The sequence below is a fragment of the Streptomyces yangpuensis genome (assembly GCF_024666385.1).
Classification (GTDB): domain Bacteria; phylum Actinomycetota; class Actinomycetes; order Streptomycetales; family Streptomycetaceae; genus Streptomyces; species Streptomyces yangpuensis.
This window is the reverse complement of the sequence record NZ_CP102514.1, coordinates 2,169,099-2,193,568: the sequence shown is the minus strand read 5'-3', so window position 1 is coordinate 2,193,568 and position 24,470 is coordinate 2,169,099. Positions and strand designations below refer to the sequence as shown.

The 24,470-nt window shown below is 73.5% G+C and carries 26 protein-coding genes; 15 read left to right on the top strand and 11 right to left on the bottom strand.

Annotated features, from left to right (window positions below; all coding sequences use genetic code 11):
- Positions 1-8: 8 nt before the first annotated feature.
- Positions 9-806, bottom strand: a complete 798-nt coding sequence (locus tag NRK68_RS10095) for a tyrosine-protein phosphatase (protein ID WP_183065105.1) — start codon at positions 804-806, stop codon at positions 9-11.
- Positions 807-921: 115 nt separating this feature from the next.
- Positions 922-1,509, bottom strand: coding sequence for a rhomboid-like protein (locus NRK68_RS10090; protein WP_257855616.1), 588 nt, complete (start codon positions 1,507-1,509; stop codon positions 922-924).
- Positions 1,510-1,572: 63 nt separating this feature from the next.
- On the opposite strand from NRK68_RS10090, the gene NRK68_RS10085 reads away from it, so the two are divergent.
- Both NRK68_RS10085 and NRK68_RS10080 read left to right on the top strand, forming a co-directional pair.
- The gene (locus tag NRK68_RS10085; RefSeq protein WP_257855615.1) at positions 1,573-2,331 is read left to right on the top strand and encodes a hypothetical protein; all 759 of its coding nucleotides are present in this window, start codon (positions 1,573-1,575) and stop codon (positions 2,329-2,331) included.
- A gap of 93 nt (positions 2,332-2,424) precedes the next feature.
- Entirely contained in the window at positions 2,425-3,882 is a 1,458-nt protein-coding gene (locus tag NRK68_RS10080; protein ID WP_257855614.1) for a PepSY-associated TM helix domain-containing protein, read from the top strand.
- 81 nt (positions 3,883-3,963) lie between these two features.
- Here NRK68_RS10080 and NRK68_RS10075 read toward each other — a convergent pair whose 3' ends face one another.
- Both NRK68_RS10075 and glnII read right to left on the bottom strand, forming a co-directional pair.
- Positions 3,964-4,566, bottom strand: a complete 603-nt coding sequence (locus tag NRK68_RS10075) for a winged helix-turn-helix domain-containing protein (protein ID WP_257855613.1) — start codon at positions 4,564-4,566, stop codon at positions 3,964-3,966.
- Positions 4,567-5,236: 670 nt separating this feature from the next.
- Positions 5,237-6,256 (bottom strand): glutamine synthetase, encoded by a 1,020-nt coding sequence (glnII, locus tag NRK68_RS10070; RefSeq protein ID WP_183065100.1) that lies wholly within the window; start codon positions 6,254-6,256, stop codon positions 5,237-5,239.
- 200 nt (positions 6,257-6,456) lie between these two features.
- On the opposite strand from glnII, the gene NRK68_RS10065 reads away from it, so the two are divergent.
- The gene (locus NRK68_RS10065; RefSeq protein ID WP_373024433.1) at positions 6,457-7,410 is read left to right on the top strand and encodes a Gfo/Idh/MocA family protein; all 954 of its coding nucleotides are present in this window, start codon (positions 6,457-6,459) and stop codon (positions 7,408-7,410) included.
- A 50-nt stretch (positions 7,411-7,460) separates the two neighbouring features.
- On the opposite strand, the gene NRK68_RS10060 is transcribed toward NRK68_RS10065, so the two are convergent.
- The 3 genes from NRK68_RS10060 to NRK68_RS10050 all read right to left on the bottom strand — a co-directional run bounded on the left by NRK68_RS10060 (position 7,461) and on the right by NRK68_RS10050 (position 10,044).
- Positions 7,461-8,009 carry a hypothetical protein gene (locus NRK68_RS10060; RefSeq protein ID WP_257855612.1) on the bottom strand — a complete coding sequence of 183 codons (549 nt, stop codon included), beginning with the start codon at positions 8,007-8,009 and terminating at the stop codon, positions 7,461-7,463.
- A gap of 125 nt (positions 8,010-8,134) precedes the next feature.
- Entirely contained in the window at positions 8,135-9,556 is a 1,422-nt protein-coding gene (gene pdxR, locus NRK68_RS10055; protein ID WP_257855611.1) for a MocR-like pyridoxine biosynthesis transcription factor PdxR, read from the bottom strand.
- The gene (locus NRK68_RS10050; RefSeq protein WP_257855610.1) at positions 9,553-10,044 is read right to left on the bottom strand and encodes a MarR family winged helix-turn-helix transcriptional regulator; all 492 of its coding nucleotides are present in this window, start codon (positions 10,042-10,044) and stop codon (positions 9,553-9,555) included. The genes pdxR and NRK68_RS10050 overlap by 4 nt, the downstream gene beginning before the upstream one ends.
- A 63-nt stretch (positions 10,045-10,107) precedes the next feature.
- Between NRK68_RS10050 and NRK68_RS10045 the strand changes: the two genes are divergently transcribed.
- A complete protein-coding gene (locus tag NRK68_RS10045; protein WP_257855609.1) occupies positions 10,108-10,980 on the top strand; it encodes an alpha/beta fold hydrolase in 873 nt (290 codons plus the stop codon).
- 15 nt (positions 10,981-10,995) lie between these two features.
- Here NRK68_RS10045 and NRK68_RS10040 read toward each other — a convergent pair whose 3' ends face one another.
- Positions 10,996-11,379, bottom strand: coding sequence for an ArsC/Spx/MgsR family protein (locus NRK68_RS10040; protein ID WP_257855608.1), 384 nt, complete (start codon positions 11,377-11,379; stop codon positions 10,996-10,998).
- 107 nt (positions 11,380-11,486) lie between these two features.
- Between NRK68_RS10040 and NRK68_RS10035 the strand changes: the two genes are divergently transcribed.
- A complete protein-coding gene (locus NRK68_RS10035; protein ID WP_030961661.1) occupies positions 11,487-11,738 on the top strand; it encodes a hypothetical protein in 252 nt (83 codons plus the stop codon).
- Between the two features lie 137 nt (positions 11,739-11,875).
- Here NRK68_RS10035 and NRK68_RS10030 read toward each other — a convergent pair whose 3' ends face one another.
- The gene (locus tag NRK68_RS10030) at positions 11,876-12,958 is read right to left on the bottom strand and encodes a PP2C family protein-serine/threonine phosphatase (protein ID WP_183065096.1); all 1,083 of its coding nucleotides are present in this window, start codon (positions 12,956-12,958) and stop codon (positions 11,876-11,878) included.
- A 176-nt stretch (positions 12,959-13,134) separates the two neighbouring features.
- Here NRK68_RS10030 and NRK68_RS10025 point away from each other — a divergent pair, with 176 nt between their 5' ends.
- The 3 genes from NRK68_RS10025 (at position 13,135) to NRK68_RS10015 (ending at position 16,323) form a co-directional block, all read left to right on the top strand.
- Entirely contained in the window at positions 13,135-13,806 is a 672-nt protein-coding gene (locus NRK68_RS10025) for a VIT1/CCC1 transporter family protein (protein ID WP_183065579.1), read from the top strand.
- A gap of 157 nt (positions 13,807-13,963) precedes the next feature.
- On the top strand, positions 13,964-14,854 hold the full coding sequence (locus NRK68_RS10020) for a TIGR01777 family oxidoreductase (RefSeq protein ID WP_257855607.1): 891 nt from the start codon (positions 13,964-13,966) through the stop codon (positions 14,852-14,854).
- Positions 14,855-15,051: 197 nt separating this feature from the next.
- The gene (locus NRK68_RS10015; RefSeq protein WP_257855606.1) at positions 15,052-16,323 is read left to right on the top strand and encodes an NAD(P)/FAD-dependent oxidoreductase; all 1,272 of its coding nucleotides are present in this window, start codon (positions 15,052-15,054) and stop codon (positions 16,321-16,323) included.
- A gap of 82 nt (positions 16,324-16,405) precedes the next feature.
- Here the strand turns inward: NRK68_RS10015 and NRK68_RS10010 are convergent, their stop codons facing one another.
- A complete protein-coding gene (locus tag NRK68_RS10010; protein WP_030961654.1) occupies positions 16,406-17,845 on the bottom strand; it encodes an NsdA family TPR-like regulatory protein in 1,440 nt (479 codons plus the stop codon).
- Positions 17,846-18,017: 172 nt separating this feature from the next.
- On the opposite strand from NRK68_RS10010, the gene NRK68_RS10005 reads away from it, so the two are divergent.
- The 5 genes from NRK68_RS10005 to NRK68_RS09985 all read left to right on the top strand — a co-directional run bounded on the left by NRK68_RS10005 (position 18,018) and on the right by NRK68_RS09985 (position 21,541).
- Positions 18,018-18,350 carry a hypothetical protein gene (locus NRK68_RS10005; protein WP_183065093.1) on the top strand — a complete coding sequence of 111 codons (333 nt, stop codon included), beginning with the start codon at positions 18,018-18,020 and terminating at the stop codon, positions 18,348-18,350.
- Positions 18,351-18,426: 76 nt separating this feature from the next.
- Positions 18,427-19,218 carry a lipoyl(octanoyl) transferase LipB gene (gene lipB / locus NRK68_RS10000; RefSeq protein ID WP_183065092.1) on the top strand — a complete coding sequence of 264 codons (792 nt, stop codon included), beginning with the start codon at positions 18,427-18,429 and terminating at the stop codon, positions 19,216-19,218.
- Between the two features lie 119 nt (positions 19,219-19,337).
- Positions 19,338-20,291, top strand: a complete 954-nt coding sequence (gene lipA / locus NRK68_RS09995; RefSeq protein ID WP_183065091.1) for a lipoyl synthase — start codon at positions 19,338-19,340, stop codon at positions 20,289-20,291.
- Positions 20,292-20,635: 344 nt separating this feature from the next.
- Complete coding sequence (locus tag NRK68_RS09990; protein ID WP_030010916.1) at positions 20,636-20,833, top strand: SCO2195 family GlnR-regulated protein; 198 nt, start codon at positions 20,636-20,638, stop codon at positions 20,831-20,833.
- Positions 20,834-20,842: 9 nt separating this feature from the next.
- Positions 20,843-21,541: a DUF4191 domain-containing protein gene (locus tag NRK68_RS09985; protein ID WP_030961648.1), complete on the top strand. Its 699-nt coding sequence runs from the start codon at positions 20,843-20,845 to the stop codon at positions 21,539-21,541.
- A gap of 106 nt (positions 21,542-21,647) precedes the next feature.
- Here NRK68_RS09985 and NRK68_RS09980 read toward each other — a convergent pair whose 3' ends face one another.
- Complete coding sequence (locus tag NRK68_RS09980; protein WP_046775156.1) at positions 21,648-22,115, bottom strand: RDD family protein; 468 nt, start codon at positions 22,113-22,115, stop codon at positions 21,648-21,650.
- 185 nt (positions 22,116-22,300) lie between these two features.
- On the opposite strand from NRK68_RS09980, the gene glnA reads away from it, so the two are divergent.
- Both glnA and NRK68_RS09970 read left to right on the top strand, forming a co-directional pair.
- Entirely contained in the window at positions 22,301-23,710 is a 1,410-nt protein-coding gene (glnA, locus tag NRK68_RS09975; protein ID WP_030654817.1) for a type I glutamate--ammonia ligase, read from the top strand.
- A gap of 142 nt (positions 23,711-23,852) precedes the next feature.
- Entirely contained in the window at positions 23,853-24,449 is a 597-nt protein-coding gene (locus NRK68_RS09970; protein WP_257855605.1) for a hypothetical protein, read from the top strand.
- The last annotated feature ends 21 nt before the right edge of the window (positions 24,450-24,470 follow it).

Below are 24,470 nucleotides of genomic sequence, written 5' to 3'. Positions count from 1 at the left end.
CGGGTGGCTCAGGCCACCAGGCGGACGCGGAGCGCCTCGACCGTCTCGTCCGGCACGCCGAGTCCCTCGCGCACGTACTTCTCCATGGAGCCGTAGCGCGTCTCGACCTCGTCGAGGGCGGCCTCCAGGTAGGAGGGGAAGACCCCGATCAGTGCGAGCGCGATGTCCGGGTTGCCGCCGGCCGCCGTGAAGCCCTCGATCATCGGGGCGAAGGCCTGCTTCACCGCCGGGTTCACCGAGAGGTATTCGGCCATCAGGGCCTCGTCGTCCGCGCCGAGCAGCGCCAGGATCACCGTCGCGCCCCAGCCGGTGCGGTCCTTGCCGGCCGTGCAGTGGAACAGCAGCGGGCCCGCCTGCGGGTCGGCGGCCTCGGTGAGCAGCAGGCGGTACGCGGCCTGCGCGGATCCGGAGTGCACGAAGGACCGGTAGGTGTCGGCGAAGAGGGCCTGCGCCTTGCCGCCGCCCAGGTGCTCCTCGGCCACCACCGGGTCTGCGAGCAGGTCCTTGAGCTGGGCGGCGGCGGGCTTCTTCCCGGCCTCGCGCAGCTTGTCCGCGAGGACGTCGGCGACCAGGAGCCGGGCCCCGGCCGGTATGCGGTCGGGGTGGTCGGCGCGTTCCGCGTCGGTGCGGAAGTCGATGACGGTGCGCACGTCCAGCGCCGCCACCACCGTGTCGGCGTCCAGGTCGAGCCGGTCGAGCTGGCCGGAGCGCAGGACCAGGCCGGGCCGGACGGTGCGGCCGCCGGAGAGCGGGGTGCCGCCGAGGTCGCGGAGGTTGGCGACGGTGGTGGACGGGGTGGCGGTCATCGTGGCGGCTCCAGCGGTGTTCGAGTTACTCGTGTCATGCGGCGGTGTGGTCGTGCGGTCCTGCGGTCCTGCGGTCGTGCGGTCGTGCGGTCGTGCGGGTGTGGCGGTGGGAGATTTAGGTCATTTTCTGATGCTTCGTACCGGAAAGGCAATCGAGGGTCGTCGAGACCCCCATGCCGATCGCGAGCGCCGCGAGGTGCCCGGCGTCGGTGAAGGTCCGGCCGCGCTTCAGTACGGGCGCGGCCGCGAGCGCGAGCAGTCCCGCCCGGGCGGCCGTGCGGACGGTCCCGCGCGGCAGGGCGGAGGTCAGGGCGCCGAGGACGGCGTTGAACCCGTAGCTCGTCCCCACGTCCACGGCGCGCCGGGTCGCGGCATCGGCCGTCCTGCGCAGCGCGCCGTACACCAGGAGGGTCGCCGAGGCGTGCCCGAAGAGGAACACCGCGGCCGTCCACCAGGCGCCGTACGCGTATTCGGCGTAACCGAGCACCGCGACCAGCAGCAGCGCGTAGGGCAGGGGCATCGGCTCCTCGACGACGAGAGCGCTGCTGAGCAGCGTCTCCCAGCGCCCGGCGGCGAGATTGTCGACATTCGTCGAGCAGTCCCGGAGCAGCCGCTCCCGCTCGGCGGGTCCGGTGCGCGCCAGGGCGTGGGCCCCGAGCTGGACCCCGCCGGCGTACACCGCTCCCCATGGAATTGGATTCACATGCTCATGATCGGATAAGCCTCTGGCGGAGACCAAGGGGCCCCGTGCGAACATGTCCCGGCCATGTTCGAACACTTCGCGCCGCTGCGCGCCACCCGAGCCGCGATGTTCGCGGCCATGTGCGTCGCCCTGGGCGCGACGGGGCATTCGTACATGTCCGGGACGGATGTCCCCCTCTTCGGCCTTCTGGGTGCTTTCGGGGTGACCTTCGGGCTGGCCTGGCTCGTCGCCGGGCGGCGCCGGGGCCCTCTGGGCATCACGGCCGCGGTGCTCTCCGTACAGGGCGTGCTGCACCTCGTCTTCTCCGGCAGCCAGGCGGCGCGGTCCGTCTCCGGGCCCGCCGCGACGCGCGGGCACCACCCCCTTCACGCCGCCGCCACCCCTGCCGGCCCCGGTATGGCCGGTACGGCGGATGCGGCGGACGCGGCGGGCGTGGCGGACATGGCCGGCCTGGCGGACATGGCCGGCGTCGCCGATATGGCGGGCGCGGCCGGGCACGGCGGCGCCGGGATGATCACCGCGCACGTGCTCGCCGGGCTGCTCTGCGCCGCCTGGCTGGCGCGGGGCGAAGCCGCCGTCTTCCGGCTGGCCCGGGTCCTGGGCGCCGCGGCCCTGCACGCCGCCCGGCCGCTCGCCCGCGCGCTCGACCTGGTGCGGACCCGGGTGGCCGGGCCGCCGGCGCCGCCCGTGTTCCCCGCCCCGTTCCCCCGGCCGCGCCGGCTGCGCGGGGCGGTCCACGCCCACGCCGTGGTGCGCCGCGGGCCGCCGTGGAGCGGCGGTGCCTTCCGTTCCACGGCCCCCGGCCGTCCTGCCCGCGCCTGATCCGCTGATCCGGCGCACCTCCACGGCACCCGTGCGAGGGAGGCGAGACCTGGGGCCGCCGTCCCCATGCCTTCGCCGACACCGAGGACCACCATGTCCCTTGAAGAAATCCAGGACGTCCGCACCCCGGACTCCGAACCGCCCGCCGCCCCCGGGAACCGCGGCGGCAGCTGGGCCGCCGTACGCCCGCTGCTCCTGCGCATGCACTTCTACGCGGGTCTGCTCATCGCCCCGCTGCTGTTCCTCGCCGCCGCCACCGGGCTGCTGTACGCCGCCTCCTGGCAGGCCGAGAAGATCGTCTACGCCGACGAGCTGACCGTCGCCCGGGTCGGCGACGCCGCCCTCCCGCTCAGCGCCCAGGTCGAGGCCGCCAAGGGGGCCGCACCCACGGGCGAGGTCGTTTCCGTGTGGCCGGGCCCCGACGCCGAGGCCACCACCCGGGTGATCATGGAGAGTTCGGGCCTCGCGGAGGGCGAGACCCTCACCGTCTTCGTCGACCCGTACACCGCCGAGGTGCGCGGACAGCTCACCACCGTCGGCGACGCGCTGCCGCTGCGGGCCTGGCTGAGCACCTTCCACGCCGACCTCCAGCTCGGGGAGTTCGGCCGCAACTACAGCGAACTCGCCGCCAGCTGGATGTGGGTGGTCGCGCTCGGCGGCCTCGCCCTGTGGACAGGCCGCCGTCGCAAGCGCGCCTCGCAGCTCGTCCTCCCGGACCGGGGGGCCACCGGACGGCGCCGGACCCTGTCCTGGCACGGGGTCGTCGGTCTCTGGTCCGTCGCCGGACTCGTCGTGCTCTCCGCCACCGGCCTGACCTGGTCGAAGTACGCCGGTGAGAACATAGGGCAGCTCCAGGACAGCCTCGGCGGCGCCACTCCCGCCGTCTCCGCCAAGCTGAAGCCGGGCGGTGAGGCCGGCGGCGCCGACGAGCACGCGGGCCACACCATGCCCGAGGGCACCGAGATGCCCCCGCCCGCGACCACCGCCGACGTCGGCCTCGACCGGGCCGTGGCCGCCGCCCGGGACGCCGGTGTCACCGAGTCGATCCGCGTGACCCTGCCCGCCAAGGGCAAGGGCTACGTGATCAAGGAGAACGACAAGCAGGTGCCGGTGCACTTCGACACCGTCGCCGTCGACCCGGCCGACGCCCGGGTGATGGACGAACTGCGCTTCGCCGACTACCCCGTGCTCGCGAAGATGACCCGCTTCGGCATCGACCTGCACATGGGCCAGACCTTCGGCCTCGCCAACCAGATCGTGCTCGCCGCGCTGGCCGTCGGCGTGATGTTCCTCGTCTTCTGGGGCTACCGCATGTGGTGGCTGCGCCGGCCGACGAAGGACCGCACGCTGTCCGTGGGCCGCGCGCAGCCGCGCGGTGCCTGGCGCAAGCTGCCCGTGACCGTGGTGCTGCCGCTGGCCGCGGTGACCGTGCTCGTGGGCTGGTTCATCCCGCTGCTCGGGATCAGCCTGGCCGCCTTCCTGGTGGTGGACCTGCTGCTCGGTCTCGTGGCACGCCGCCGGACGGCGGGGGCCGGGGCCACCGCCGCGTAGCGCGGCTGAGGTGACAGCGGTGGGCCCGTACTTCCGGGGGGAGTACGGGCCCACCGTCGTTCCCGCATGGTTCCCGGCAGGTCAGGGGGCGTACTTGTAGCCCACCCGGCGCACCGTCTGGATGGCGCCGCGGTGCGCCCCGCCCAGCTTGCGCCGCAGCCGGGCGATGTGGACGTCCACGGTCCGGCCGTCGCCGACGTGGCCGTAGCCCCAGACCGTGGTGACCAGCTGGTCCCTGCTGTGCACCCGGTGCGGGTGCTCCACCAGGTGGGCCAGCAGCTCGAACTCCAGGTACGTCAGGTCGAGTACGCGGCCGTCGACCTCGGCGGTGCGCTGCGCCGCGTCGATACGGATCAGGGCGTCGCCCCCGCCGGCGGCCGGAGCTGTGGCGACCGGCTGGGCCGCGGGTGCCGCGGGTGCCGAGGCGGCCACGGCCTGTGGGGCGAAGCCGATCGGCGGCTGCTGGTCCGCCGGTACGAGGACCAGGTAGCCGACCATCGGCGGCCGGCCCGGCAGTGCCGGAAGGGTGTGCTGGGGCGCGGGCAGCCAGGTGGCGCCGGGCGGGAGGAGATCCACGACACGGGCCACCTCGTCACGGTCCACGGCGCGCAGCCGGGTGCGGGGACTGGGCGGATAGGTCGGGGAAGCGGTCGCAGCGGAGGTCAGGGAGCGGGGGTTCGCCATGAGTGGTCAGCTCTTTCACGCGGAGGGGCGGCAGGAGACGTACGTGCGTCATCGATGTCGTACCGCGCAGACCGAAGGCCCCGGAGGAGCTCGGAGGAGAGGTCCCGGAGGCTTTAGAGGGCCGGCGCGTTCTTCGCGCGGCAACACTCACGATCGAAGTCGTGGTCCTGACGGGACGGCCAGAACGGCTCGAGGTCGCTGCGACCTGACGAGGTGTGCGGGTGGCTGGCCATGACCCCATTCAAGCAGAAGCAATGCCCCCGGGGCAGGCGGCGTCTCGGATGTCGGATCAAGATCTCACCATCCGGTCCGAGCGCTGGGGCAAACCAGGGCAATTCATCAACGCTCCCACCGCTTGCGCCAGTCCGGTCCCGTCACGCGTACCGCATCGTGGGCAGCTCGTCCCCCCGCCCATGTGGCGTTCTCCCGGGCCGCACGGGAGGTCTACGGTGCGTGGCGCTCCGGATCGAGCGACGGCGCGGTGGGGGGCGGCTGGTGGGGCGGGAAGTCGAGCCGCTCCCAGGCCGGCCCGGCGGGCCAGGACACCGTCCCACCCGGCACTGACAACGCCCGCCGGGCCTCGGGGGCGCGGCGGGCGTGGTCGGTGTCCGGGGGAGGGGAGCGGCGGCCGTCAGGCCGGGGCGTCAGGCCGGGGCGTCAGGCCGGGGCGTCAGGCCAGGCCGTCCTTCTCCAGGCCGGTGCAGCAGGTGTCCGTGATGAGGCGGGTCACCACGTACGGGTCCACGTTCGCGTTCGGGCGGCGGTCCTCGATGTAGCCCTTGCCGTCCTTCTCCACCTGCCACGGGATGCGGACCGAGGCACCGCGGTCCGAGACGCCGTAGCTGAACTCGTTCCACGGGGCGGTCTCGTGCAGGCCCGTGAGGCGCTCGTCGATGCCGGCGCCGTAGTTCTTCACGTGGTCGAGGGGCTTGCTGCCCTCGCCCAGCGCCTCGCACGCCGAGATGATCGCGCGGTAGTCCTCGCGCATCGACTTCGTGGAGAAGTTGGTGTGCGCACCCGCGCCGTTCCAGTCGCCCTTGACCGGCTTCGGGTTCAGCGTCGCGGAGACGTTGAAGTCCTCGGCGGTGCGGTAGAGCAGCCAGCGGGCGATCCACAGCTGGTCGGAGACCTCCAGCGGGCCCAGCGGGCCGACCTGGAACTCCCACTGGCCGGGCATGACCTCGGCGTTGATGCCGGAGATCTCCAGGCCCGCCGCCAGGCAGTGGTCCAGGTGCTTCTCGACGATGTCGCGGCCGAAGATCTCGTCCGAGCCGACGCCGCAGTAGTAGCCGCCCTGCGCGGCCGGGAAGCCGCCCACGGGGAAGCCGAGCGGGCGGACCCCGTCGAAGAAGGTGTACTCCTGCTCGATACCGAAGATCGGCTCCTGGCCGGCGAACTTCTCGGCGACCGGACGCAGCAGCGCGCGGGTGTTCGACTCGTGCGGGGTCATGTCGATGTTCAGGACCTCGCACAGCACGAGGACGTCGTCCCCGCCGCGGATCGGGTCCGGGCAGGAGAACACGGGGTTGAGCACGCGGTCGGAGGCGTGACCCTCGGCCTGGTTGGTGCTCGATCCGTCGAAGCCCCAGATCGGCAGCTCGGCGCCGTCGGCCAGGATCTTCGTCTTGGAGCGAAGCTTCGCCGTCGGCTCGGTGCCGTCGATCCAGATGTACTCAGCCTTGTAGCTCACGGGCCCATCCTCAGACTCTGCGGGTGCTGCCGGCCGCCGCTTCATCGCTGCGGTGTTGACCGCAGCGTGCCCGCCCGCCATTTCTCCTCCGTTGCCCGTGTGTGAACCCCGTGTTACCGAGGTTTACGCCGCTGGTCGCGCCCCATGTGCGGGTTGGCTGCCGAGCACCCGTCCGAGTGCGGCAGACTGGCCGCGTGAGCATTTCGTCTGATTTGAGCCCCGCCGCAGACCCCGTCCCGACCGCCGCCGGGCAGGCCCCCGCAGGCCCGCGCCCCCGGGTCGGCCTGCTGGGCACCGGCCCATGGGCCCACCGCACCCACGCCCCGGCCCTCGCCGCGCACACCGGATCCGAGTTCGCCGGAGTGTGGGGCCGCCGGCCCGAAGCCGCCGCGGAACTGGCGCAGGAGTACGGCGTGAAGGTGTACGAAGACCCCGACGAGCTGTTCGCCGACTGTGACGTCGCCGCCTTCGCCCTGCCGCCCGACGTGCAGGCCCCGCTGGCGGTGCGCGCGGCCGCCGCCGGCTGCCACCTGCTGCTCGACAAGCCCGTCGCGACCACGCCGCAGGACGCCCGGGCCGTCGCCGACGCGGCCGACCGCCACGGGGTCGCCTCCGTCGTCTTCCTCACCCTGCGCTTCGCCGAGCCCACCGCCGGCTGGGTCGCCGAACAGGCCGCCCGCACCGGCTGGTTCACCGCCGCCGCGCACTGGCTCGGCGCCGTCTTCCCGCCCGACGGAACGCCCAGCGCCTACGCCGACTCGCCCTGGCGCAAGGCCAAGGGCGGCCTGTGGGACGTCGGGCCGCACGCCCTGTCGGTCCTGATCCCGATCCTCGGCGACGTCACCGAGGTCAGCGCCACCCGCGGCCCCTCCGACGTCGTCCAGCTCGCGCTGCGGCACGCCTCCGGCGCGGCCAGCGCCGCCGTGCTCAGCCTGGGCGCGCCGCGCGCGGCCGCCGGGGTGGGGCTGGAACTGCGCGGCACCGAGGGTGTGCACGCACTGCCCGGCTGGAGCGACGTACCGGGCGCGTACGGGCGGGCCCTGGACGCGCTGCTCACCGCCGCCCGCACGGGTGTGCCCGATCCGCGCGGCGCGGACTTCGGGGCCAGGCTGACGGAGATCCTGGCGCAGGCGGAGGCGCAGCTCCCGGTGTGAGGCGCGGCTCCCTGTCCGAGGCGCGGCTCATGGTCGCAAGGCGCACCTTCCTATTTGATGAGGGCGTTGGCCGCGATGATGGCGAGGCCGATGGCGGCATCGGCCAGGCCGAACATCAGCGCCCGGCCGAGCCGGTGGCCGACCCGGAGGGCCACGAGCGCGCCCCAGCCGAACAGCAGGGCGGTGTTCAGGCCGAGTCCGCCGGCCGTCACGTCGTAGGCGTCCCAGTCGCCGAGCCCCGCGGCGGCCAGCAGCAGCACGGTGGGAAGAGTGGCCACGACCAGGGGCCATTCGTCCCACAGGGCCCGGGCCAGCAGCCGCCAGCGGCGCCTGCCGGAGCCCTCCCGGTGGGAGGCCATGTGGTGTGCGTAGCCGTGCGCGAGCCCCGCCGTGGCCGCCGTCACCAGGACCCAGCTGGCGTCGTAGAACGGGGTGAAGTCCTCACCGTCCTGGTGCAGCGCGGCGATCAGGGCGCTGGCCAGGACCGTCCCGTAGACCCCGCCGAACATCCAGTCGGCGTGCCGGTGGGACGGGTGGGGTGAGTGAGGCGGGCGAGTGGTCAGGCCGCCTTCCTGCGGCTGCGGCTGCTGCTCGGTCACGACTGAGTCCTTCGGTGCGGTATGTCCTTATTTCGGCACTCCGGCCACCCTACGAGAACCGCGGGTGGGGACGGTGTGAAGACCCCGCAGCCCTCGCGGACCCCGCAGCCGCCGCAGACCCCTCGCTACCCGCCCGCCACCGCCCGGCCGACCACCTCCGTCAGGACCTCCAGGGCGCGGGTGAAGCCCGACTCCGGGGGCGCCGCGTAGCCGACGACCAGCCCCTCGCGGGACGGCGCGGGGCCGGCGGCGGGGTGCCGGTAGGAGGAGAGGCCGTCCAGGGCCAGCCCCGCCGCACGGGCCGCCGCGAGCGCCCCGGCCTCACGCCCCGGCGGGAGCTCCACCACGGCGTGCAGACCCGCCGCGATGCCCGTGACCCGGACCTGCGGGGCGCGAGCGGCCAGTACGGAGACCAGCTGGTCGCGGCGGCGGCGGTAGCGCAGCCGCATCCGCCGCACGTGCCGGTCGTACGCCCCGCGGTCGATGAAGTCGGCGAGGGTCAGCTGGTCCAGCGCGCTCGCCCAGGACTCCCGCAGTCCCTTCGCCGCCAGCACCTCCTCGACCAGGGCGTCCGGGAGGACCAGCCAGCCCAGGCGGAGCGCGGGGGACAGGCTCTTGCTGAGCGAGCCCGCGTACACCACGTGCCCCGGGGCCAGGCCCTGCACGGCGCCGACCGGTTTGCGGTCGTACCTGAACTCCCCGTCGTAGTCGTCCTCCACGATCACCCCGCCGGTGGTACGGGCCCACTCCGCGGCCGCGGCGCGCCGGGCGGGCGGCAGGTGGCCCCCGGTCGGGAACTGGTGCGCCGGTGTGAGCAGCAACGTACGTGCCCGGGAGGGCATTTCCCGCGTCCGGGCGCCGTCCTCGTCGACCGCCACGGGGTGCGGGCGGACCCCGGCGGCGTCGAGGATGCCGTGGTGGAAGGGGAGTCCGTACGCCTCGACGGCCCAGTCCCGGGGCCGCACGGACGCGAGGAGCCGCAGCCCGTTGGCGAAGCCGGAGCAGACCACGATGTTCCCGGGGGCCGTACGCACGCCACGCGTCCGGGACAGATAGCCGGCCAGGGCCCGCCGCAGCTCCGGGCGGCCCCGCGGATCGCCGGGCCCGAAGGCCTCGGTGGGCGCCCCGGCCAGTGCCCGCCGGGCGCTGGCGGCCCAGGGGCCCCGCGGGAAGGAGGCGGGGTCGGGCTTGCCCTGGAGCAGGTCGAACCGGGGCCGTGCGGGCGAGGGTCCGGACCCGGCGGCCGGTGCGGGGGTGGCCGCCGCCCCCTCCGCGACCTGGGTGCCGGAGCCCTGCCGGGCCGTGAACCAGCCCTCGGCGACCAGCTCGGCGTAGGCGTCGGCGACGGCGTTGCGCGCCAGCCCGAGGTCGGCGGCCAGAGCCCGGTACGGCGGCAGCCGTGTCCCGCCGGCCAGCCGGCCACTGCGCACGGCGTCGCGCAGCGCCTGGGCCAGTGCGGTACGCCGGGCACCCTCGGCGGGCAGCTCCAGGTGCAGGTCGGACCCCCAGCCGGATCCCGGGCCCGCTTTTTCGTCGGCGGCGGTCATGGGCGGGGGGTCGGTGTGAAGACGGCGTGGGTGGCCGTCAGGAAGCGGCGGACGGTGCTGCGTTCGGCGGGGTCGAAGGAGTCCAGCACTCCGAGCACCCCGTCGATCAGGGGGCCGAAGAACTCCCGGCCCAGCCGGATCGCCGCCGGTTCCACCCGCAGCAGGATCCGGCGCCGGTCGTGCTCGTCGCGGACCCGGGCCACGTGGCCGAGCCGTTCCAGCCGGTCGATCACGGCGGTGGTACCCGCCGAGTTGAGGCCGAGCCGGGCGCCGAGCAGGCCCGCCGTGGCCGGCTCGGCGGCGCGGGCCGCGTCCAGCAGGCAGATCAAGGCCCGCACGTCGGTCGGGTGCATGCCGTTGCGAGCGGCGAACTCCGTCTGCCGCAGGCCGAATTCGACGGTCACCGCCCGCAGGAGGTGCACCAGCCGCAGGTTCTCCGGCTCGTCGTCTCCGGGTCGGCCGTCGGCCGGTTCGTGGTTGTCGTGCACATCGCCCCCTGCTTAATATCTCGTTCAGCGAGATTATCGCCTGGCGAGGCATTGGAGCAGCCCGTGTCCCGGACCACCTCTTCCGCCCCATCCGCCGCCTTCCGCGCCGCCTACGACGAGGTGTTCGCCGGCTGGCCCGGGCCCGTCGAAGCCGTCGACCTGCCGACCCCCTACGGCGTCACCCGCGTCAACAGCTGCGGCCCGGCCGGCGCCCCGCCGCTGGTGCTGCTGCCGGGCGGGGGAGCGACCTCCGCGGTGTGGGGCGCCTGCGCCGCCGCCGGGGCGGCCCGTACCCACCGCGTGCACGCCGTGGACCTCGTGGGCGAACCGGGGCTCAGCGTCCCGGCAGCCGGGCGGCCCCTGCGGAGCCCCGAGGACCTGACCGGCTGGCTCGACGCGGTCCTCGACGGGCTCGCCCCGCACGGCCCGGTGACCCTCGGCGGGCACTCGTACGGGGCCTGGATCGCCGCCCACCACGCCGCCCGGCGGCCCGACCGGACCGGCCGTCTCGTCCTGCTCGACCCGACCGGGGTCTTCGCCGGGCTCCGCCCCGGCTACGTCCTGCGCGCCCTGCCCATGCTGCTGCGGCCCACCCCGGAGCGGATCCGCTCCTTCCTCGCCTGGGAGACCGGCGGGACGCCCCTCGACCCGGCCTGGCTCCGGCTCCAGGACGAGACCGCCCGGTTCCCCACCGCCCGCCCGGTCACCGGCCCGCGGCCGGACCTCGCCCGGCTCGCGGAACCACCGGCCGCACGGACGGACCTGCGGGTGGACGTGCTGTTCGCCGGGCGGGCCCGCTGCCACGACCCCCGCCGGGCCGCCCGCGCGGCGCGCGAGGCGCTGCCGGGCGCGCGGATCGACGTACTGCCCGGGGTCGCGCACCACGCGCTGCCCCTGACGGCCGCCGCCGAGATCGCCCGCCTGCTCGCCGGCTAAGGGGTGTCCGGCGGATCAGGGCCGGGCCCGGGCCGCCCGGGACAGCGCGTCGCGGACGGCCTCCTCGGAGCGGGCGACCACGGCGGTGCCGTCCTCGGCGCTGATGATCGGGCGCTGGATGAGCTTCGGGTGCGCGGCCAGGTGGGCGATCCACAGGGCCCGTGCCGCGTCGGTCTCCTCCCGCGGCAGGTCCCGTACGCCGGTCTCCTTCGCCAGCGGGTCCGAGGTGCGCGTGATGTCCCACGGCTCCAGCCCGAGGCGGCCCAGCACCTCGCGGATCTCGTCCTCGGACGGCACGTCCTCCAGGTACCGGCGCACGGTGTACTCGGCGCCCTCCGCGTCCAGCAGGGTGAGCGCGCTGCGGCACTTGGAACACGCGGGATTGATCCAGATCTCCATGCCGCCGACCCTACCCGGGGCCCGTCCGACCAGGGTCTTCTGTCAGTGGTCCCCGGTAAAATCGAAGGAGAACGACAGGAAGCCAACTACCGTTTGGGAGGCTGTAGATGGCCACTGCCAGCACCGTCCGGCCCGTCCAGAAGAAGCCGCTGCCGGCGGGCCTGCCCCGCGAGTGGTACGAGAGCCACAACCGCCGTCTGAAGGCGATGCGGCTGGCGATATCCCTGCTCGACTCGGGGACCTATGACGCGAAGCGCGCCACCAACCGGAAGATCCGGACGATGGCCGTCCGGACGGGGATCCACCGGCCGTCCAACGTCACCTGCAAGATGGTGCGCGCGTTCATCAAGGACTCGTGACGGCTCATCACCGCATGCCGGGGCCCCGGCCGGCCCTCCACGGGCGGCCGGGCCCCCGGACCGGATCGGACCGGACCGGATCGGACCGGACCGGACCGGACCGGGTCCGGGCCCCCGACCGCGGTCCGGCGGGGAGGTCACGCGCGGCCGTCCGGGGAGAGCAGCAGCAGGGCCACGTCGTCGCCCGGCCCGCCGTTCGTGAAGGCCGCCAGGTCCTGCCACACCGCCCCCACCAGGCCGCCCGGGTCCCGCGCCAGTACCGGCACCCGGGTCGCCAGCGGGTAGAAGTGCCCGGCCGCGTCCCGGGCCTCCGTCGCCCCGTCGGTGTGCAGCAGGAACCGGTCCCCGGGCAGCACCGGCAGCTCCACCACCTTCGGCGGATCGGGCCCCGCCAGCCCCAGACCCAGCGGAGGGCCCGGCTCCACCGGCAGCTCGTCCACCGCCGCCCCCCGCAGCCGCAGCGCCGGCGGATGCCCGCAGGACACGAACCGTACGAGGTCCTGCCCCGGCGGGAACTCCACCAGCACCGCCGTCGCGAACAGCTCCGGATGGTCCACATGGGTGTCGGCCGCGTCCGCCAGCAACCGCCGGTCCAGCCGGACCGCCACCGCCGCCAGCTCCGGGTCGTCCAGGACGGCCTCGCGGAAGGCCCCGAGCAGCGCCGCCACCGTGGCCACCGCCGCCAGGCCGTGCCCCTGCACGTCCGCGACCAGCGCCCGTACCCCGAACGGCCCGACCCGTACGTCGTACAGGTCGCCGCCCACCAGCGTGCCGCGCTGCGCCGCCCGGTAGAGGCCGGAGCAGCGCACCGCGCCCACCCGTTCCGGCACCGGCGGCAGCACCGCCAGCTGAGCCGCCTCCGCGACGGTCCGCACGCTGACCAGCTGTTCGTCCCGGCGCTGACGGACCCAGGCGATGACCACGCTCAGCAGCCCGACGACGGCCACCGTCGCCAGGTCCGTCCCCCGGGCCTGGGCGACGCCGATGTCGTGCACCCCCAGCAGCAGCAGGACGATGGCGGCGAAGATCGCGGTCCCGGCCGCCCCGTAGGCGAAGGCGGCCACCGGGGGCAGGCCCGCCAGGAAGAAGCCCAGCTCCACATCGGTCGTCAGCGCCTGTGCGAGGACGAGCGCCACCAGGGCCGCGGCGGGCGCGATCCGCGCCCAGCGCGGCGGTGGCTCGCCGCGCAGCCCGCCCGGATCCTCGCGTCCGCGTCTCACCCCTCCACCCTGGTACGGGGGCCCCGCCCGCGCACCCCGGACCGGCCCGCCGGGTGGCTCCGCGCGCCCCGGGCCGCGACAGTGGTGGCGTGACGGGAAACGAAGGCCCCGGGAGGGCGCTCGGCCGCGCCCACGTCGAGGCGCACGGCACCGGCGACGGCCCGGCGAGCGCGGGGATGAGCACCCGGCTCAACTGGCTCCGCGCGGGAGTGCTCGGCGCCAACGACGGGATCATCTCCACCGCCGGCCTGGTGGTCGGCGTGGCCGGCTCCACCACCTCCCGCGCGACGATCCTGGCGGCGGGCGTCGCCGGGCTGCTGGCGGGCTCGCTGTCCATGGCGGCCGGGGAGTACGTCTCCGTCAGCTCCCAGCGGGACTCCGAGCGGGCCGCGCTCGACATGGAACGCAAGGAACTCGCCGAGGAGCCGGAGGCGGAACTCGACGAGCTCACCGACCTGCTGGCGGAGCGCGGCCTGAGCCTGGACGTGGCCCGGGAGGCGGCGCAGCAGCTCACGGAACGCGACGCCCTGCGGGCCCACGCCCGGGTGGAGCTGGGGATCAACCCGGACGAGCTGGCCAACCCGTGGCACGCGGCCTTCGCGAGCCTCGTCGCCTTCACCGTGGGGGCCCTGCTGCCGCTGCTGGCGATCATTCTGCCGGGGCCGTCGGCGCGGGTTCCGGTGACGGTGGTGGCGGTGCTGGGGGCGCTCACGCTGTGCGGGGTGCTCAGCGCACGGCTGGGCGGGGCGCCCGTGCCGAGGGCGGTCGGCCGCAACGTCGCCGGTGGGGCCCTGGCCATGGCCGTCACCTACGCGGTCGGCACCTGGCTCGGCACCGCCACCGCCTGACCGCCCGGCCTCCCGGAAGTGCAGCCCCGCCGGCGATCGAGGCGCGGACGCGGAGCGCCGTGTGGTGAGGCCCGCCGGGGCACGCGCGTCCGGCGAAGGACGACGACGCGCCCCCGATCCGCCCGAGCACAGTGCAGCGACCCGGCAGGATGGGGCCATGCGTATCGCAGTCACCGGGTCGACCGGGCTCATCGGCAGTGCACTCGTGCGGTCCCTGCGGGCGGACGGCCACGAGGTGGTGCGGTTCGTGCGACGGGAGCCGGCCGCCCCGGACGAGGCGCGGTGGGATCCGGAGCGCGGCCACGTGGACCCGGCCGGGCTGGCCGGCTGCGGGGCTGTCGTGCACCTGGCCGGGGCCGGGATCGGGGACCACCGGTGGACCGCCGCGTACAAGCGGAAGATCCGCGACAGCCGGGTGCTGGGCACGGCCGCCATCGCGAACGCCCTCGCCGGCCTCGACGAGCCGCCCGCCGTCCTGGTCAGCGGCTCCGCCGTCGGCTACTACGGGGACACCGGCGACCGCCCCGTGGACGAGGACACCCCCGCCGGTCACGGCTTCCTGCCCTCGGTCTGCGTGGAGTGGGAGGCCGCCGCCGCCCCCGCCCGGGAGGCCGGGATCCGGACCGCGTTCGCCCGTACCGGACTGGTTGTCGCCAAGGAGGGCGGGGCTTGGGGGCGGATGTTCCCGCTGTTCCGCGCGGGCGTCGGCGGCCGGCTCGGCGACGGCCGCCAGTACTGGCCGTACATCTCCCTCCGGGACGAGGTCGCGGCCCTGCGCCACATCATCGACACCCCCTCGCTCAGCGGTCCCGTCAACCTCACCGCTCCGGAGCCGCTCACCAACCGCCAGGTCACCGCCGCCATGGGCCGGGTGCTGCGCCGGCCGGCGGTGCTGCCCGTGCCGGCCGTGGCCCTGCGGATCGCGCTCGGGGAGTTCTCCGAGGACGTGCTGGGCGGTCAGCGGGCCCGCCCCGCCCGGCTCCTGGAGTCCGGCTTCGTCTTCCGCGACCCCGGCATCGAGCAGGCCATCCGCGCCGCACTCCAGTAGCCGCACTCCAACGAACGGCACTCCGACGAGCCGCACTCCCCTCAACGGCGTGCGACCGTGTGCGACCGTTTGTGACCCGGATGCGACCGTTGTGCGACCGGAGTTGTCCGCAATACCCGACCGAACTCGGGTTCCCGCGCGACCCGTTGGGGGAAGGAGGATCCCCACACAGCCGCGCCGACCTCGGGGAGGGGCACGTGCTCAGCAGCGCACCCAATGCCGCACACCATGCGGACGTCGTCATCGTAGGAGCCGGGGTCTCAGGACTCGCGGCCGCGCACCACCTGATCGCAGCCGGGGTCACCGTCACCGTCCTGGAGGCCGCGGACGACCCCGGCGGGCGGATGGCCACCGAATCGGCCGACGGGTTCCGGCTCGACCGGACCGCCCAGTTGCTCAACACCGCGTACAGCGAACTCGAACGCACCCCCGCCCTGCGGGCCCTGGTCCTGCGCCCCTTCTCGCCCGGGGTCCTGGTCCACACCGACGGGAGGCAGGTGCGGGCCGCGTCCCTCACACCCGCCCGCGCCCTGGCCAGCGGCTCCCTCGACCAGGCCCGGCTCGGCGCCGCCCTCGGCCGACTCGCCGCGCTGCCCGCGGACAAGCTGCTCGCCCGGCCCGAACGCACCGCGGCCGCCGCCCTGCGCACCCGCGGCCTGCCGTCGCGGACCCTGCACGGCGTACTCCGGCCGCTGCTCTCCGCCCTGCTCCGCGACCCGGAGCTCACCACCTCCAGCCGGGTCGCCGACCTGGCCCTGCGCACCTTCGCCCGCGGCCGCCTCGCCGTGCCCGAAGGCGGTGCGGGGACCCTGCCCGACCTGCTCGCCGAGGGCCTGCCGCCCGGCACCGTACGGACCGGCGTCACGGTCCGGTCGGTGGCCACCAACCTGGTCACCACCGAGGAGCACGGCGACTTCCGCTGCCGCTCCGTCCTGCTCGCCACCGGCGCCCGCGCCGCCGCCGAGCTCCTGCCCGGCCTGCGCGTGCCCGCCTTCCACGAGCTCACCGTCCTGCACCACGCCACCGCCACGCCGCTGCACCGGGACGGCTCGCTGATCGTGGACGGGGACCCCGACTGGCCCGTCTGCCACACCGCCGTCATGAGCGCGGTCGACCCCACCCGGGCCCCGGCCGGCCGCAGCCTGGTCACCACGACCGTGCTCGGCCCGCCGCCACCGCTGCGCACCGTCGCCTCGCGCCTCGCCCGCCTCTACGACACCGGCACCCGCACATGGGAACTGCTGGCCGTCCACCACACCCCGGACGCCGTCCCCGCGATGCCCCCGCCCCACGACCGGCGCCGCCCCGTCCGGGTGCTCGCCGGGCTCTATGTGTGCGGCGACCACCGCGACACCAACACCGTCCAGGGCGCCCTGCACTCGGCCCGCCGCGCCGCCGGCGCGATCCTGCGCGACTTCGGCATCCCGCTCCCGGTCGCCCCGGAGCCCGCACTCCCGGTGGCGGCCTGAGAACCACCCACGACCCAGGGGCCCGGTCCTTCCGCCTCGGGACCGGGCCCCTGCCGCGCACAGCCCCACCCCGGGCGGCCCCTCAGGACAGCGCCGCCACCCGGTCCCGGTACGTCCGCACGGCCGAGGCGTCCCGGTACGGCTCCAGCCGCCGCTCGAAGTCCCGTACGTACTCCACCGCACGCACCGACCGCATCTCCATCGCCTGCTGCGCCGCCTCCGCGCCCAGCGCGCACGCCTGGTCCAGCTCGCCCAGCCCCAGCCGGGCCGTCGCCAGCACCACCCGGCAGAACAGCCGCGACCGCGCGAACCCCGGCGCCCTGAGCTGCAGGGACCGCTCCGCGTGCTGCGCCGAGGCCCGGTACTGCTGGAGGTCCCGGTGGCAGTGCCCGAACTCGTCCGCCAGCTGCGCCTCGTCGTACTGGCGCGCCCAGTGCGGCACGTCGTCCCCCGGCCGGGCGGCGCCCAGCGCGCGTTCGGCCCGCACCAGCGAGGCCGTGGCCGCCCTGACCTCGCCGAGGACCGCGTGCCCCCGCGCCTCCGCCGCGTGCAGCAGGGCCTGCACCACGGGCGGCGGCCCGGAGCCGACGCCCTGCTGGGCCACCCGGGCCAGCTGCACCGCCTCCCGGCCGTGGCCGAGGTAGACCGCCTGCCGGCTCATGGTGACCAGCACGTACGAGCCGTAGGGGCGGTCCCCGGCCGCCTGCGCGAGCCGCAGGGCCTGCACGAAGTACCGCTGGGCGAGTCCGTGCGCGGCGATGTCGTACGAGGTCCACCCCGCGAGCCGGGTCAGGTCCGCGGCGGCGGCGAACAACCGCCGCCCGGTGGTCTCGCCGTAGGTGCCCCGGAGCATCGGCTCGGCCTCGTGCTCCAGGTACCGCACGAGCGCCTGGCGGGCGTGCCCGCCGCCGTAGGTGTGGTCCAGCGTCCGGAACAGCTCGCTCACCGACCGCAGCGCGGCGATGTCGCCGGCCGTCACGCGCTGCCCGGGTCCGCGGTCGATCTGCCGCTGCCGCGGCACCGAGGTCCGGCCCTGGAGCGGGACGCGGGCCGCGGCCGGTTCCGCGCCCCGTGCCACGCGCTCGTCGGGCCGCCCGATCAGCCAGTCCCGGCTGGGCACCACCAGCCCGGCCGGGGTGAAGGCGATCTTCCGGAGCTCGGCGTGGGAGCCGGAGTCCTTGCGCCACAGGCCGCTCGCGATGTCCACGGCCTCCTCCGGGGTGGCCGCGAACTCCAGCCCCGCGTAGACCGGAGCACAGGCGTCCAGGCCCAGGTCCTGCGCGGAGAGCCGGCGGCCGAGCCGCCGGGTGAAGACCTCCGCGATCAGCGCCGGGGTGGTCCCGCGCGGCTGCTGGCCGCGCAGCCAGCGGGTCACGGAGGTCTTGTCGTACCGCAGGTCGAGACCGTGTTCCAGACCGAGCTGGTCGACGCGGCGGGCGAGCCCGGCGTTGGAGAACCCGGCTTCCGCGATCAGCGCCGCGAGCTGCCGGTTGGGGACACGCTGGGCAGGTCGTTCCGTCATCGGCTCCACGGTTTCCTGACGTGACGGACCGGAGTCCCGGCCCTTGAACGGCGTGAATGTAGCGGCGAACTCCGCCCGGGCCGCCCTCTCTGCCCCACATTCATCCGATCGTGTGCAGAATCGGTAGGGCTCTTTACGGACTCGCCCCCTCCGTCCGCGTACGCTGCGGGCCATGACCCGCCGGCACCACCCGTCACACCTGCCCGAGGAGCGGCCCGAATCCACCGCTCCGCTGCCTGCGCCCGAGCTGACCGAGGCCGAGTGCCGGCGCTGCGGCACCTACATCGCGGGGCTCGACGGACGTTACGCCTGTGGCGTGTGCGGCTGGGTGAACGACCACTCGGAGGGCCACCGGCGGCTGCCGCGCGCGGACGAGGATCCGGACCGCCCGCCGAAGGGCCGCCGACGGCCGAAGCAACTGCCGTGGCCCCTGCCGGAGCCCGGGCCGCAGCCCGGGCCGCAGCCGGAGGCGGGTCCGCGGACCGGGCCGCGAACGGGGTCCTGAAGGGGCTCGTACGGGCCGCCGTACCCTTGCTCAGTGAAGTACGTGCACACAGCAGGTTCAATGAGGAGGCGCTGCGGTGGCTGAGCTTGGGTTTGTCCGTCTGGGCTTCGGAGCGGAATCCGTCGAGTACACCCGGGCCTGGGAAGAGCAGCGCAGGGTGCACGCGGCCCGCTTCGCGGACGAGATCGAGGACACCTGCCTGCTGGTGGAGCACCTTCCGGTCTACACGGCCGGCCGGCGCACGGACCCCAGCGAGCGCCCGCTGGACGGCACCCCCGTGGTGGACGTCGACCGCGGCGGCAAGATCACCTGGCACGGCCCGGGCCAGCTGGTCGGCTACCCGATCATGAAGCTGCCCCGCCCGGTGGACGTCGTGGCCCACGTCCGCCGCCTGGAGGAGGCGCTGATCCGCACCGCCGCCGAGTTCGGCCTGGAGACCACCCGGGTCGAGGGCCGCTCCGGTGTCTGGGTGCTCGGCGACCCCGTGGAGGAGCGCCCGAAGATCGGCGGCCTCTCCCTGGAGCTGGACCCGCGCCTGCACGACGAGGAGTTCGACCCCCGGCTCAACGGCCCGGAGTACGCCCCCTCCAACGCCGGCCAGCGCCGCGAGGACCGCAAGCTCGCCGCCATCGGGATCAGGGTCGCCAAGGGCGTCACCATGCACGGCTTCGCGCTCAACGTGAACCCGGACAGCACCTGGTTCGACCGCATCATCCCGTGCGGGATCCGGGACGCCGGTGTGACCTCGCTCTCGTACGAACTGGGCCGCGACGTCACCGTCGCCGAGGTGCTCCCGGTCGTCGAGCGTCACCTGAAGGACGTACTGGAGCACGCCGAGTTGCGGCCCCGCGAGATCGAGACCGCATAGAGACCTCCCGGCGACGGGAATGAGTCCGGCCGCTCGCAGGTTGGTCGGCGTAAGAGCGTACGAAATTACGGGCGTACCCTGGTGGGCGCCCGAACAATCGAAGTCACAGGGAGCCGGTCGTGTCCGCAGTCGCACCCGACGGTCGCAAGATGCTGCGCCTGGAGGTCCGGAATGCCCAGACCCCCATCGAGCGCAAGCCCGAGTGGATCAAGACGCGGGCGAAGATGGGTCCCGAGTACACCAAGATGCAGGCCCTGGTGAAGGGCGAAGGGCTGCACACGGTGTGCCAGGAGGCCGGCTGCCCCAACATCTACGAATGCTGGGAGGACCGCGAGGCCACCTTCCTCATCGGCGGTGACCAGTGCACCCGGCGCTGTGACTTCTGTCAGATCGACACGGGCAAGCCCGAGGCGCTGGACCGCGACGAGCCGCGCCGCGTCGGCGAGTCCGTCGTCACGATGGACCTGAACTACGCCACCATCACCGGTGTCGCCCGCGACGACCTCGCCGACGGCGGTGCCTGGCTGTACGCGGAGACCGTGCGCCAGATCCACCAGCAGACGGCGGGCCGCGAGGCCGGGCACACCAAGGTCGAGCTGCTGGCCCCCGACTTCAACGCGGTGCCGGAGCTGCTGGAGGAGGTCTTCGCCTCCCGCCCCGAGGTCTTCGCGCACAACGTCGAGACGGTGCCGCGGATCTTCAAGCGGATCCGCCCCGGCTTCCGCTACGAGCGCTCGCTCGAGGTGATCACCAAGGCGCGTGAGTACGGCCTGGTCACCAAGTCGAACCTGATCCTCGGCATGGGCGAGGAGCGCGAGGAGGTCTCGCAGGCCCTGAAGGACCTGCACGAGGCCGGCTGCGAGCTCATCACCATCACCCAGTACCTGCGGCCCTCGCCGCGGCACCACCCCGTCGAGCGCTGGGTGAAGCCGGCCGAGTTCGTGGAGCTGGCGAAGGAGGCCGAGGAGATCGGCTACTCGGGCGTGATGTCCGGCCCGCTCGTCCGCTCGTCCTACCGGGCCGGCCGTCTGTACCAGCAGGCGATGGAGAAGCGCAGCGGAGCCGTAGCGTAGGTTGCGGGTCCGCCCGAGGCACGAGGGCGGGCACGCGGCCGCAGCGGTGGCGAGGCGGAGCTCGACCGAGAGGGCGAGAAGCGCGCGACCGTGTGACGTGGGGCGCGACTGTACGTGTGAAGTCGCGCACAAAGTGCTACCAACGAGTAATACCGCATCGGCGCGGCCCCTAGGCTCTTTCCTGAGGAAAGAACCCGGCGGGCCGCGTCGGCGTATGCAACGTGTCCATCACATTTGACCGCCCGGTCACGCCCTGGTAACACCAGTCAGTGACGCTTGGACCACGCACCGTACCCGCCCGCCCACCTCGCGCAGACGTGAGCATCGTGAAAGGGATCGACATCATGCAGGCCGCGCCCGTACGCGCCATCGCCATCCCGACGCTCTCCGACGCCTTCCGGGGCATCGAGTCCCTCCTCATGAGCGGGGCCCGCCGCAATGCCTGGACGGCGGTTCTGGAGGATCGCAAGAGGGCCAAGGACCGCGTCGAAACCGAACACGTACTTGAGGCCGCGGCTACCCGGACCCCGCAGGCCACGTAAACTCTGGGTATGGCGAGGAAGTCAAACGCAGAGACTGCTGCGAACCCCGGGCGACTGAAGCAGATCGCCCTGACGTACAAAATGACGCGCAAGGCCGACCCGAAGGTCGGTCTGATCGTCGCGGGCGTGGGAATCGTCACCTTCGGTGTCTTTCTTGCGATCGGCTTCCTGATCGACCACCCGGTCTACCTGGGCATCCTGGGCTTCCTGGTGGCGTTCCTCGCGATGGCGATCGTCTTCGGGCGACGGGCCGAGCGGGCTGCCTTCGGGCAGATGGAGGGGCAGCCGGGAGCGGCCGCGGCCGTACTGGACAACGTGGGACGGGGCTGGACGACCACCCCGGCCATCGCGATGACCCGGCAGCAGGACATCGTCCACCGTGCCGTGGGCAAGGCCGGCGTCGTCCTGATCGCCGAGGGCAACCCGAACCGGGTGAAGCCGCTGCTCGCGAACGAGAAGAAGAAGATGGCCCGGATCATGCCGGACGTGCCGGTCCACGACTTCATCGTGGGCACGGGCGAGGGCGAGGTGCCGCTCAAGAAGGTGCGCACCACCCTGCTCAAGCTGCCGCGCGTACTGACCGGACCGCAGATCACCCAGGTCAACGACAAGCTGCGGGCCATGGGTGACCTCATGAGCAACATGCCGCTGCCGAAGGGCCCCATGCCCAAGGGCATGAAGATGCCGCGCGGCGGAAAGATGCGCTGACGCGCCGACGCGCTCAGCAGATTTTCGTATACGAGACAGGGGCGCCCCCCGAGCCGGCCGGCTCGGGGGGCGCCCCTGTCCCCGTCTGGTCCCCGCTCGCAACCTGCTAGATGCGGACCTGGACGGCGCGCGCGAGCCGGTCGTGGAGGCCGCGGCCGTCGCGGTCCCAGATCAGCGCCGGGACGACCAGGGCCAGCAGCAGCGTGCGCACGACCACCCGGACGAAGCCGAGGCGGCCGCCGTCCTCCGCGATCACCCGCAGGCCCAGGGCCCGCTTGCCGGGTGTGAAGCCCACGGTGCCGACCGTCAGGATCGTCAGGGCGACGAAGAGCCCGAGGGTCCAGTTGCCCGCGGCGGCCAGGTTCCCGCCGGTGATCAGCCCGTACGCGATGAGCTGGCAGCCGACCCAGTCGAGGGCCACGGCTGCGATCCGGCGCCCGAAGCGCGCCACCGAGCCGGGCCCCTCCTGCGGCAGACCGAGCTGCTGGCCCGGATAACCGAAGTCGACGCCCATCTCCTCGGCGGCCGCCTTGGGGCCGGAGAGCCAGGATCCGATTGCCTGTCTGTTGTCCACCCGACCACGGTACCGGTGGCGCCTCACGGCACTCCGGCCGGACCCTGGTTAACTTGTGCGAAACAAATGGGTCATGCTTGGGAAATCCCGTCTGCTTATGGTCGGGTCAGCGTGCGGCACCGCACTGACGCACCACGAGCTATAAAGCCCGTCCCTCCCCCGGGGCCGGGAGTAGGAGGAGTTGGATGTTCCAGAACGCCGACGAAGTCAAGCAGTACATCGAGGAGAACGACGTCAAGTTCGTCGACGTCCGCTTCTGCGACCTGCCTGGTGTGATGCAGCACTTCACGATCCCGGCGCGGGCATTCGACCCGGCGGAGGAGCTCGCCTTCGACGGATCCTCGATCCGCGGCTTCCAGGCGATCCACGAGTCCGACATGGCCCTGCGCGCCGACATCACCACCGCGCGTCTGGACCCGTTCCGTCGCGACAAGACGCTGAACATCAACTTCTTCATCCACGACCCGATCACGGGTGAGGCCTACAGCCGCGACCCGCGCAACATCGCGAAGAAGGCCGAGGCGTACCTCGCCTCCACCGGCATCGCCGACACCGCGTTCTTCGGTCCCGAGGCCGAGTTCTACATCTTCGACAGCGTGCGCTTCGCGACCACCGCGAACGAGGGCTTCTACCACATCGACTCCGAGGCCGGCGCCTGGAACACCGGTTCCGAGGAGAACAACCGCGGCTACAAGGTCCGCTACAAGGGCGGTTACTTCCCCGTAGCCCCGGTCGACCACTTCGCGGACCTGCGCGCCGAGATCTCCCTGGAGCTCGACGCCCAGGGCCTCCAGGTCGAGCGCCAGCACCACGAGGTCGGCACCGGCGGCCAGGCCGAGATCAACTACAAGTTCAACACGCTGCTGGCCGCGGCCGACGACCTGATGCTCTTCAAGTACATCGTGAAGAACGTCGCCTGGAAGAATGGCAAGACCGCGACGTTCATGCCGAAGCCGATCTTCGGTGACAACGGCTCGGGCATGCACGTCCACCAGTCGCTGTGGGCCGGCGGCGAGCCGCTCTTCTACGACGAGGCCGGCTACGCGGGCCTGTCGGACACCGCCCGCTACTACATCGGCGGCATCCTCAAGCACGCCCCGTCGCTGCTCGCCTTCACCAACCCGACGGTGAACTCGTACCACCGCCTGGTGCCGGGCTTCGAGGCGCCGGTCAACATGGTGTACTCGCAGCGCAACCGCTCCGCCGCCATGCGCATCCCGATCACGGGCTCGAACCCGAAGGCCAAGCGTGTCGAGTTCCGCGCGCCGGACCCGTCCTCGAACCCGTACCTGGCCTTCTCGGCCCTGCTCCTCGCGGGCCTCGACGGCATCAAGAACAAGATCGAGCCGATGGAGCCGATCGACAAGGACCTCTACGAGCTCTCCCCGGACGAGCACGCGAGCGTCCCGCAGGTCCCGACCAGCCTCGAGGACGTCCTCAAGGCCCTGGAGGAGGACCACGAGTACCTCCTGGCCGGCGGTGTCTTCACCCCCGACCTGATCGAGACCTGGATCGACTACAAGCGCACGCACGAGATCGCCCCGATCGCGCAGCGTCCGCACCCGCACGAGTTCGAGCTCTACTTCGACCTCTAAAAATGCCTGATGGGAGGCCCCCCGCCACGCTCCACGGAGCGCGGCGGGGGGCCTTTCCGCTTTGACAGGTCGGCCGGGCGGAGTGAGGGTGGAAAGGACCGTAAAGGCCTGATAAGCGAGACATGTTCGGAGGTGCATGAGAATGCGCCGTAGGATCGTTGCGGCAACCATGGCGGGCGCCGCAGGAATCGCCATCGGTCTGCTGCCCGTCGCGAGTGCCTCCGCCTCGGTCGTCTCCGGCAGCGGCGGCGGGAACGGCGGCTACGACTGCTACCGGTACCCCTCGAACCGTTCCGACGCGCGGTGGGACTACTGCTGCAACCACGACTGGCGCGACCGGCCCAGCTGGTGCTGGGACAACGCGGGCGTCGGCGGCGACCGCGGCTACTGGCGGGACAGCAACTGGAACGACTCCGACTGGCGCCGCCACAACTGGAACAACTGGCACGACGATGCCAACTGGAACTCCGGCCGCGGCGGCAACGGCAACTGGAACGACTGGGGCAACGGCCGCGGCGGCAACGGCGACTGGGGCGACGGCCGGGGCGGCAACGGTGACTGGGGCAACGGCCGCGGCGGCAATGGCAACGGCGACTGGGGCGGCGGCGGTGGCGGCGGCAACGGTGACTGGGGCGGCCGCGGCGGTGGCGGCGGTGGCAACGGCGACTGGGGCGGCGGCAACGGCGGCGGAGGCAACGGTGGTGGCGGCGACGGCGGCGGCTGGGGTGGTGGCCGCTGAGGCCTGTCCGACCACGAAGGG

Excerpts from the sequence above, each read along its gene's own strand:
- NRK68_RS10095 (WP_183065105.1), bottom strand. The coding sequence starts at position 806 with ATGACCGCCACCCCGTCCACCACCGTCGCCAACCTCCGCGACCTCGGC.
- NRK68_RS10085 (WP_257855615.1), top strand. The coding sequence starts at position 1,573 with ATGTTCGAACACTTCGCGCCGCTGCGCGCCACCCGAGCCGCGATGTTC.
- NRK68_RS10080 (WP_257855614.1), top strand. The coding sequence starts at position 2,425 with ATGTCCCTTGAAGAAATCCAGGACGTCCGCACCCCGGACTCCGAACCG.
- NRK68_RS10075 (WP_257855613.1), bottom strand. The coding sequence starts at position 4,566 with ATGGCGAACCCCCGCTCCCTGACCTCCGCTGCGACCGCTTCCCCGACC.
- pdxR (WP_257855611.1), bottom strand. The coding sequence starts at position 9,556 with ATGACCGCCGCCGACGAAAAAGCGGGCCCGGGATCCGGCTGGGGGTCC.
- NRK68_RS10040 (WP_257855608.1), bottom strand. The coding sequence starts at position 11,379 with ATGGAGATCTGGATCAATCCCGCGTGTTCCAAGTGCCGCAGCGCGCTC.
- NRK68_RS10035 (WP_030961661.1), top strand. The coding sequence starts at position 11,487 with ATGGCCACTGCCAGCACCGTCCGGCCCGTCCAGAAGAAGCCGCTGCCG.
- NRK68_RS10025 (WP_183065579.1), top strand. The coding sequence starts at position 13,135 with ATGAGCACCCGGCTCAACTGGCTCCGCGCGGGAGTGCTCGGCGCCAAC.
- NRK68_RS10020 (WP_257855607.1), top strand. The coding sequence starts at position 13,964 with ATGCGTATCGCAGTCACCGGGTCGACCGGGCTCATCGGCAGTGCACTC.
- NRK68_RS10010 (WP_030961654.1), bottom strand. The coding sequence starts at position 17,845 with ATGACGGAACGACCTGCCCAGCGTGTCCCCAACCGGCAGCTCGCGGCG.
- NRK68_RS10005 (WP_183065093.1), top strand. The coding sequence starts at position 18,018 with ATGACCCGCCGGCACCACCCGTCACACCTGCCCGAGGAGCGGCCCGAA.
- NRK68_RS09990 (WP_030010916.1), top strand. The coding sequence starts at position 20,636 with ATGCAGGCCGCGCCCGTACGCGCCATCGCCATCCCGACGCTCTCCGAC.
- NRK68_RS09985 (WP_030961648.1), top strand. The coding sequence starts at position 20,843 with ATGGCGAGGAAGTCAAACGCAGAGACTGCTGCGAACCCCGGGCGACTG.
- glnA (WP_030654817.1), top strand. The coding sequence starts at position 22,301 with ATGTTCCAGAACGCCGACGAAGTCAAGCAGTACATCGAGGAGAACGAC.
- NRK68_RS09970 (WP_257855605.1), top strand. The coding sequence starts at position 23,853 with ATGCGCCGTAGGATCGTTGCGGCAACCATGGCGGGCGCCGCAGGAATC.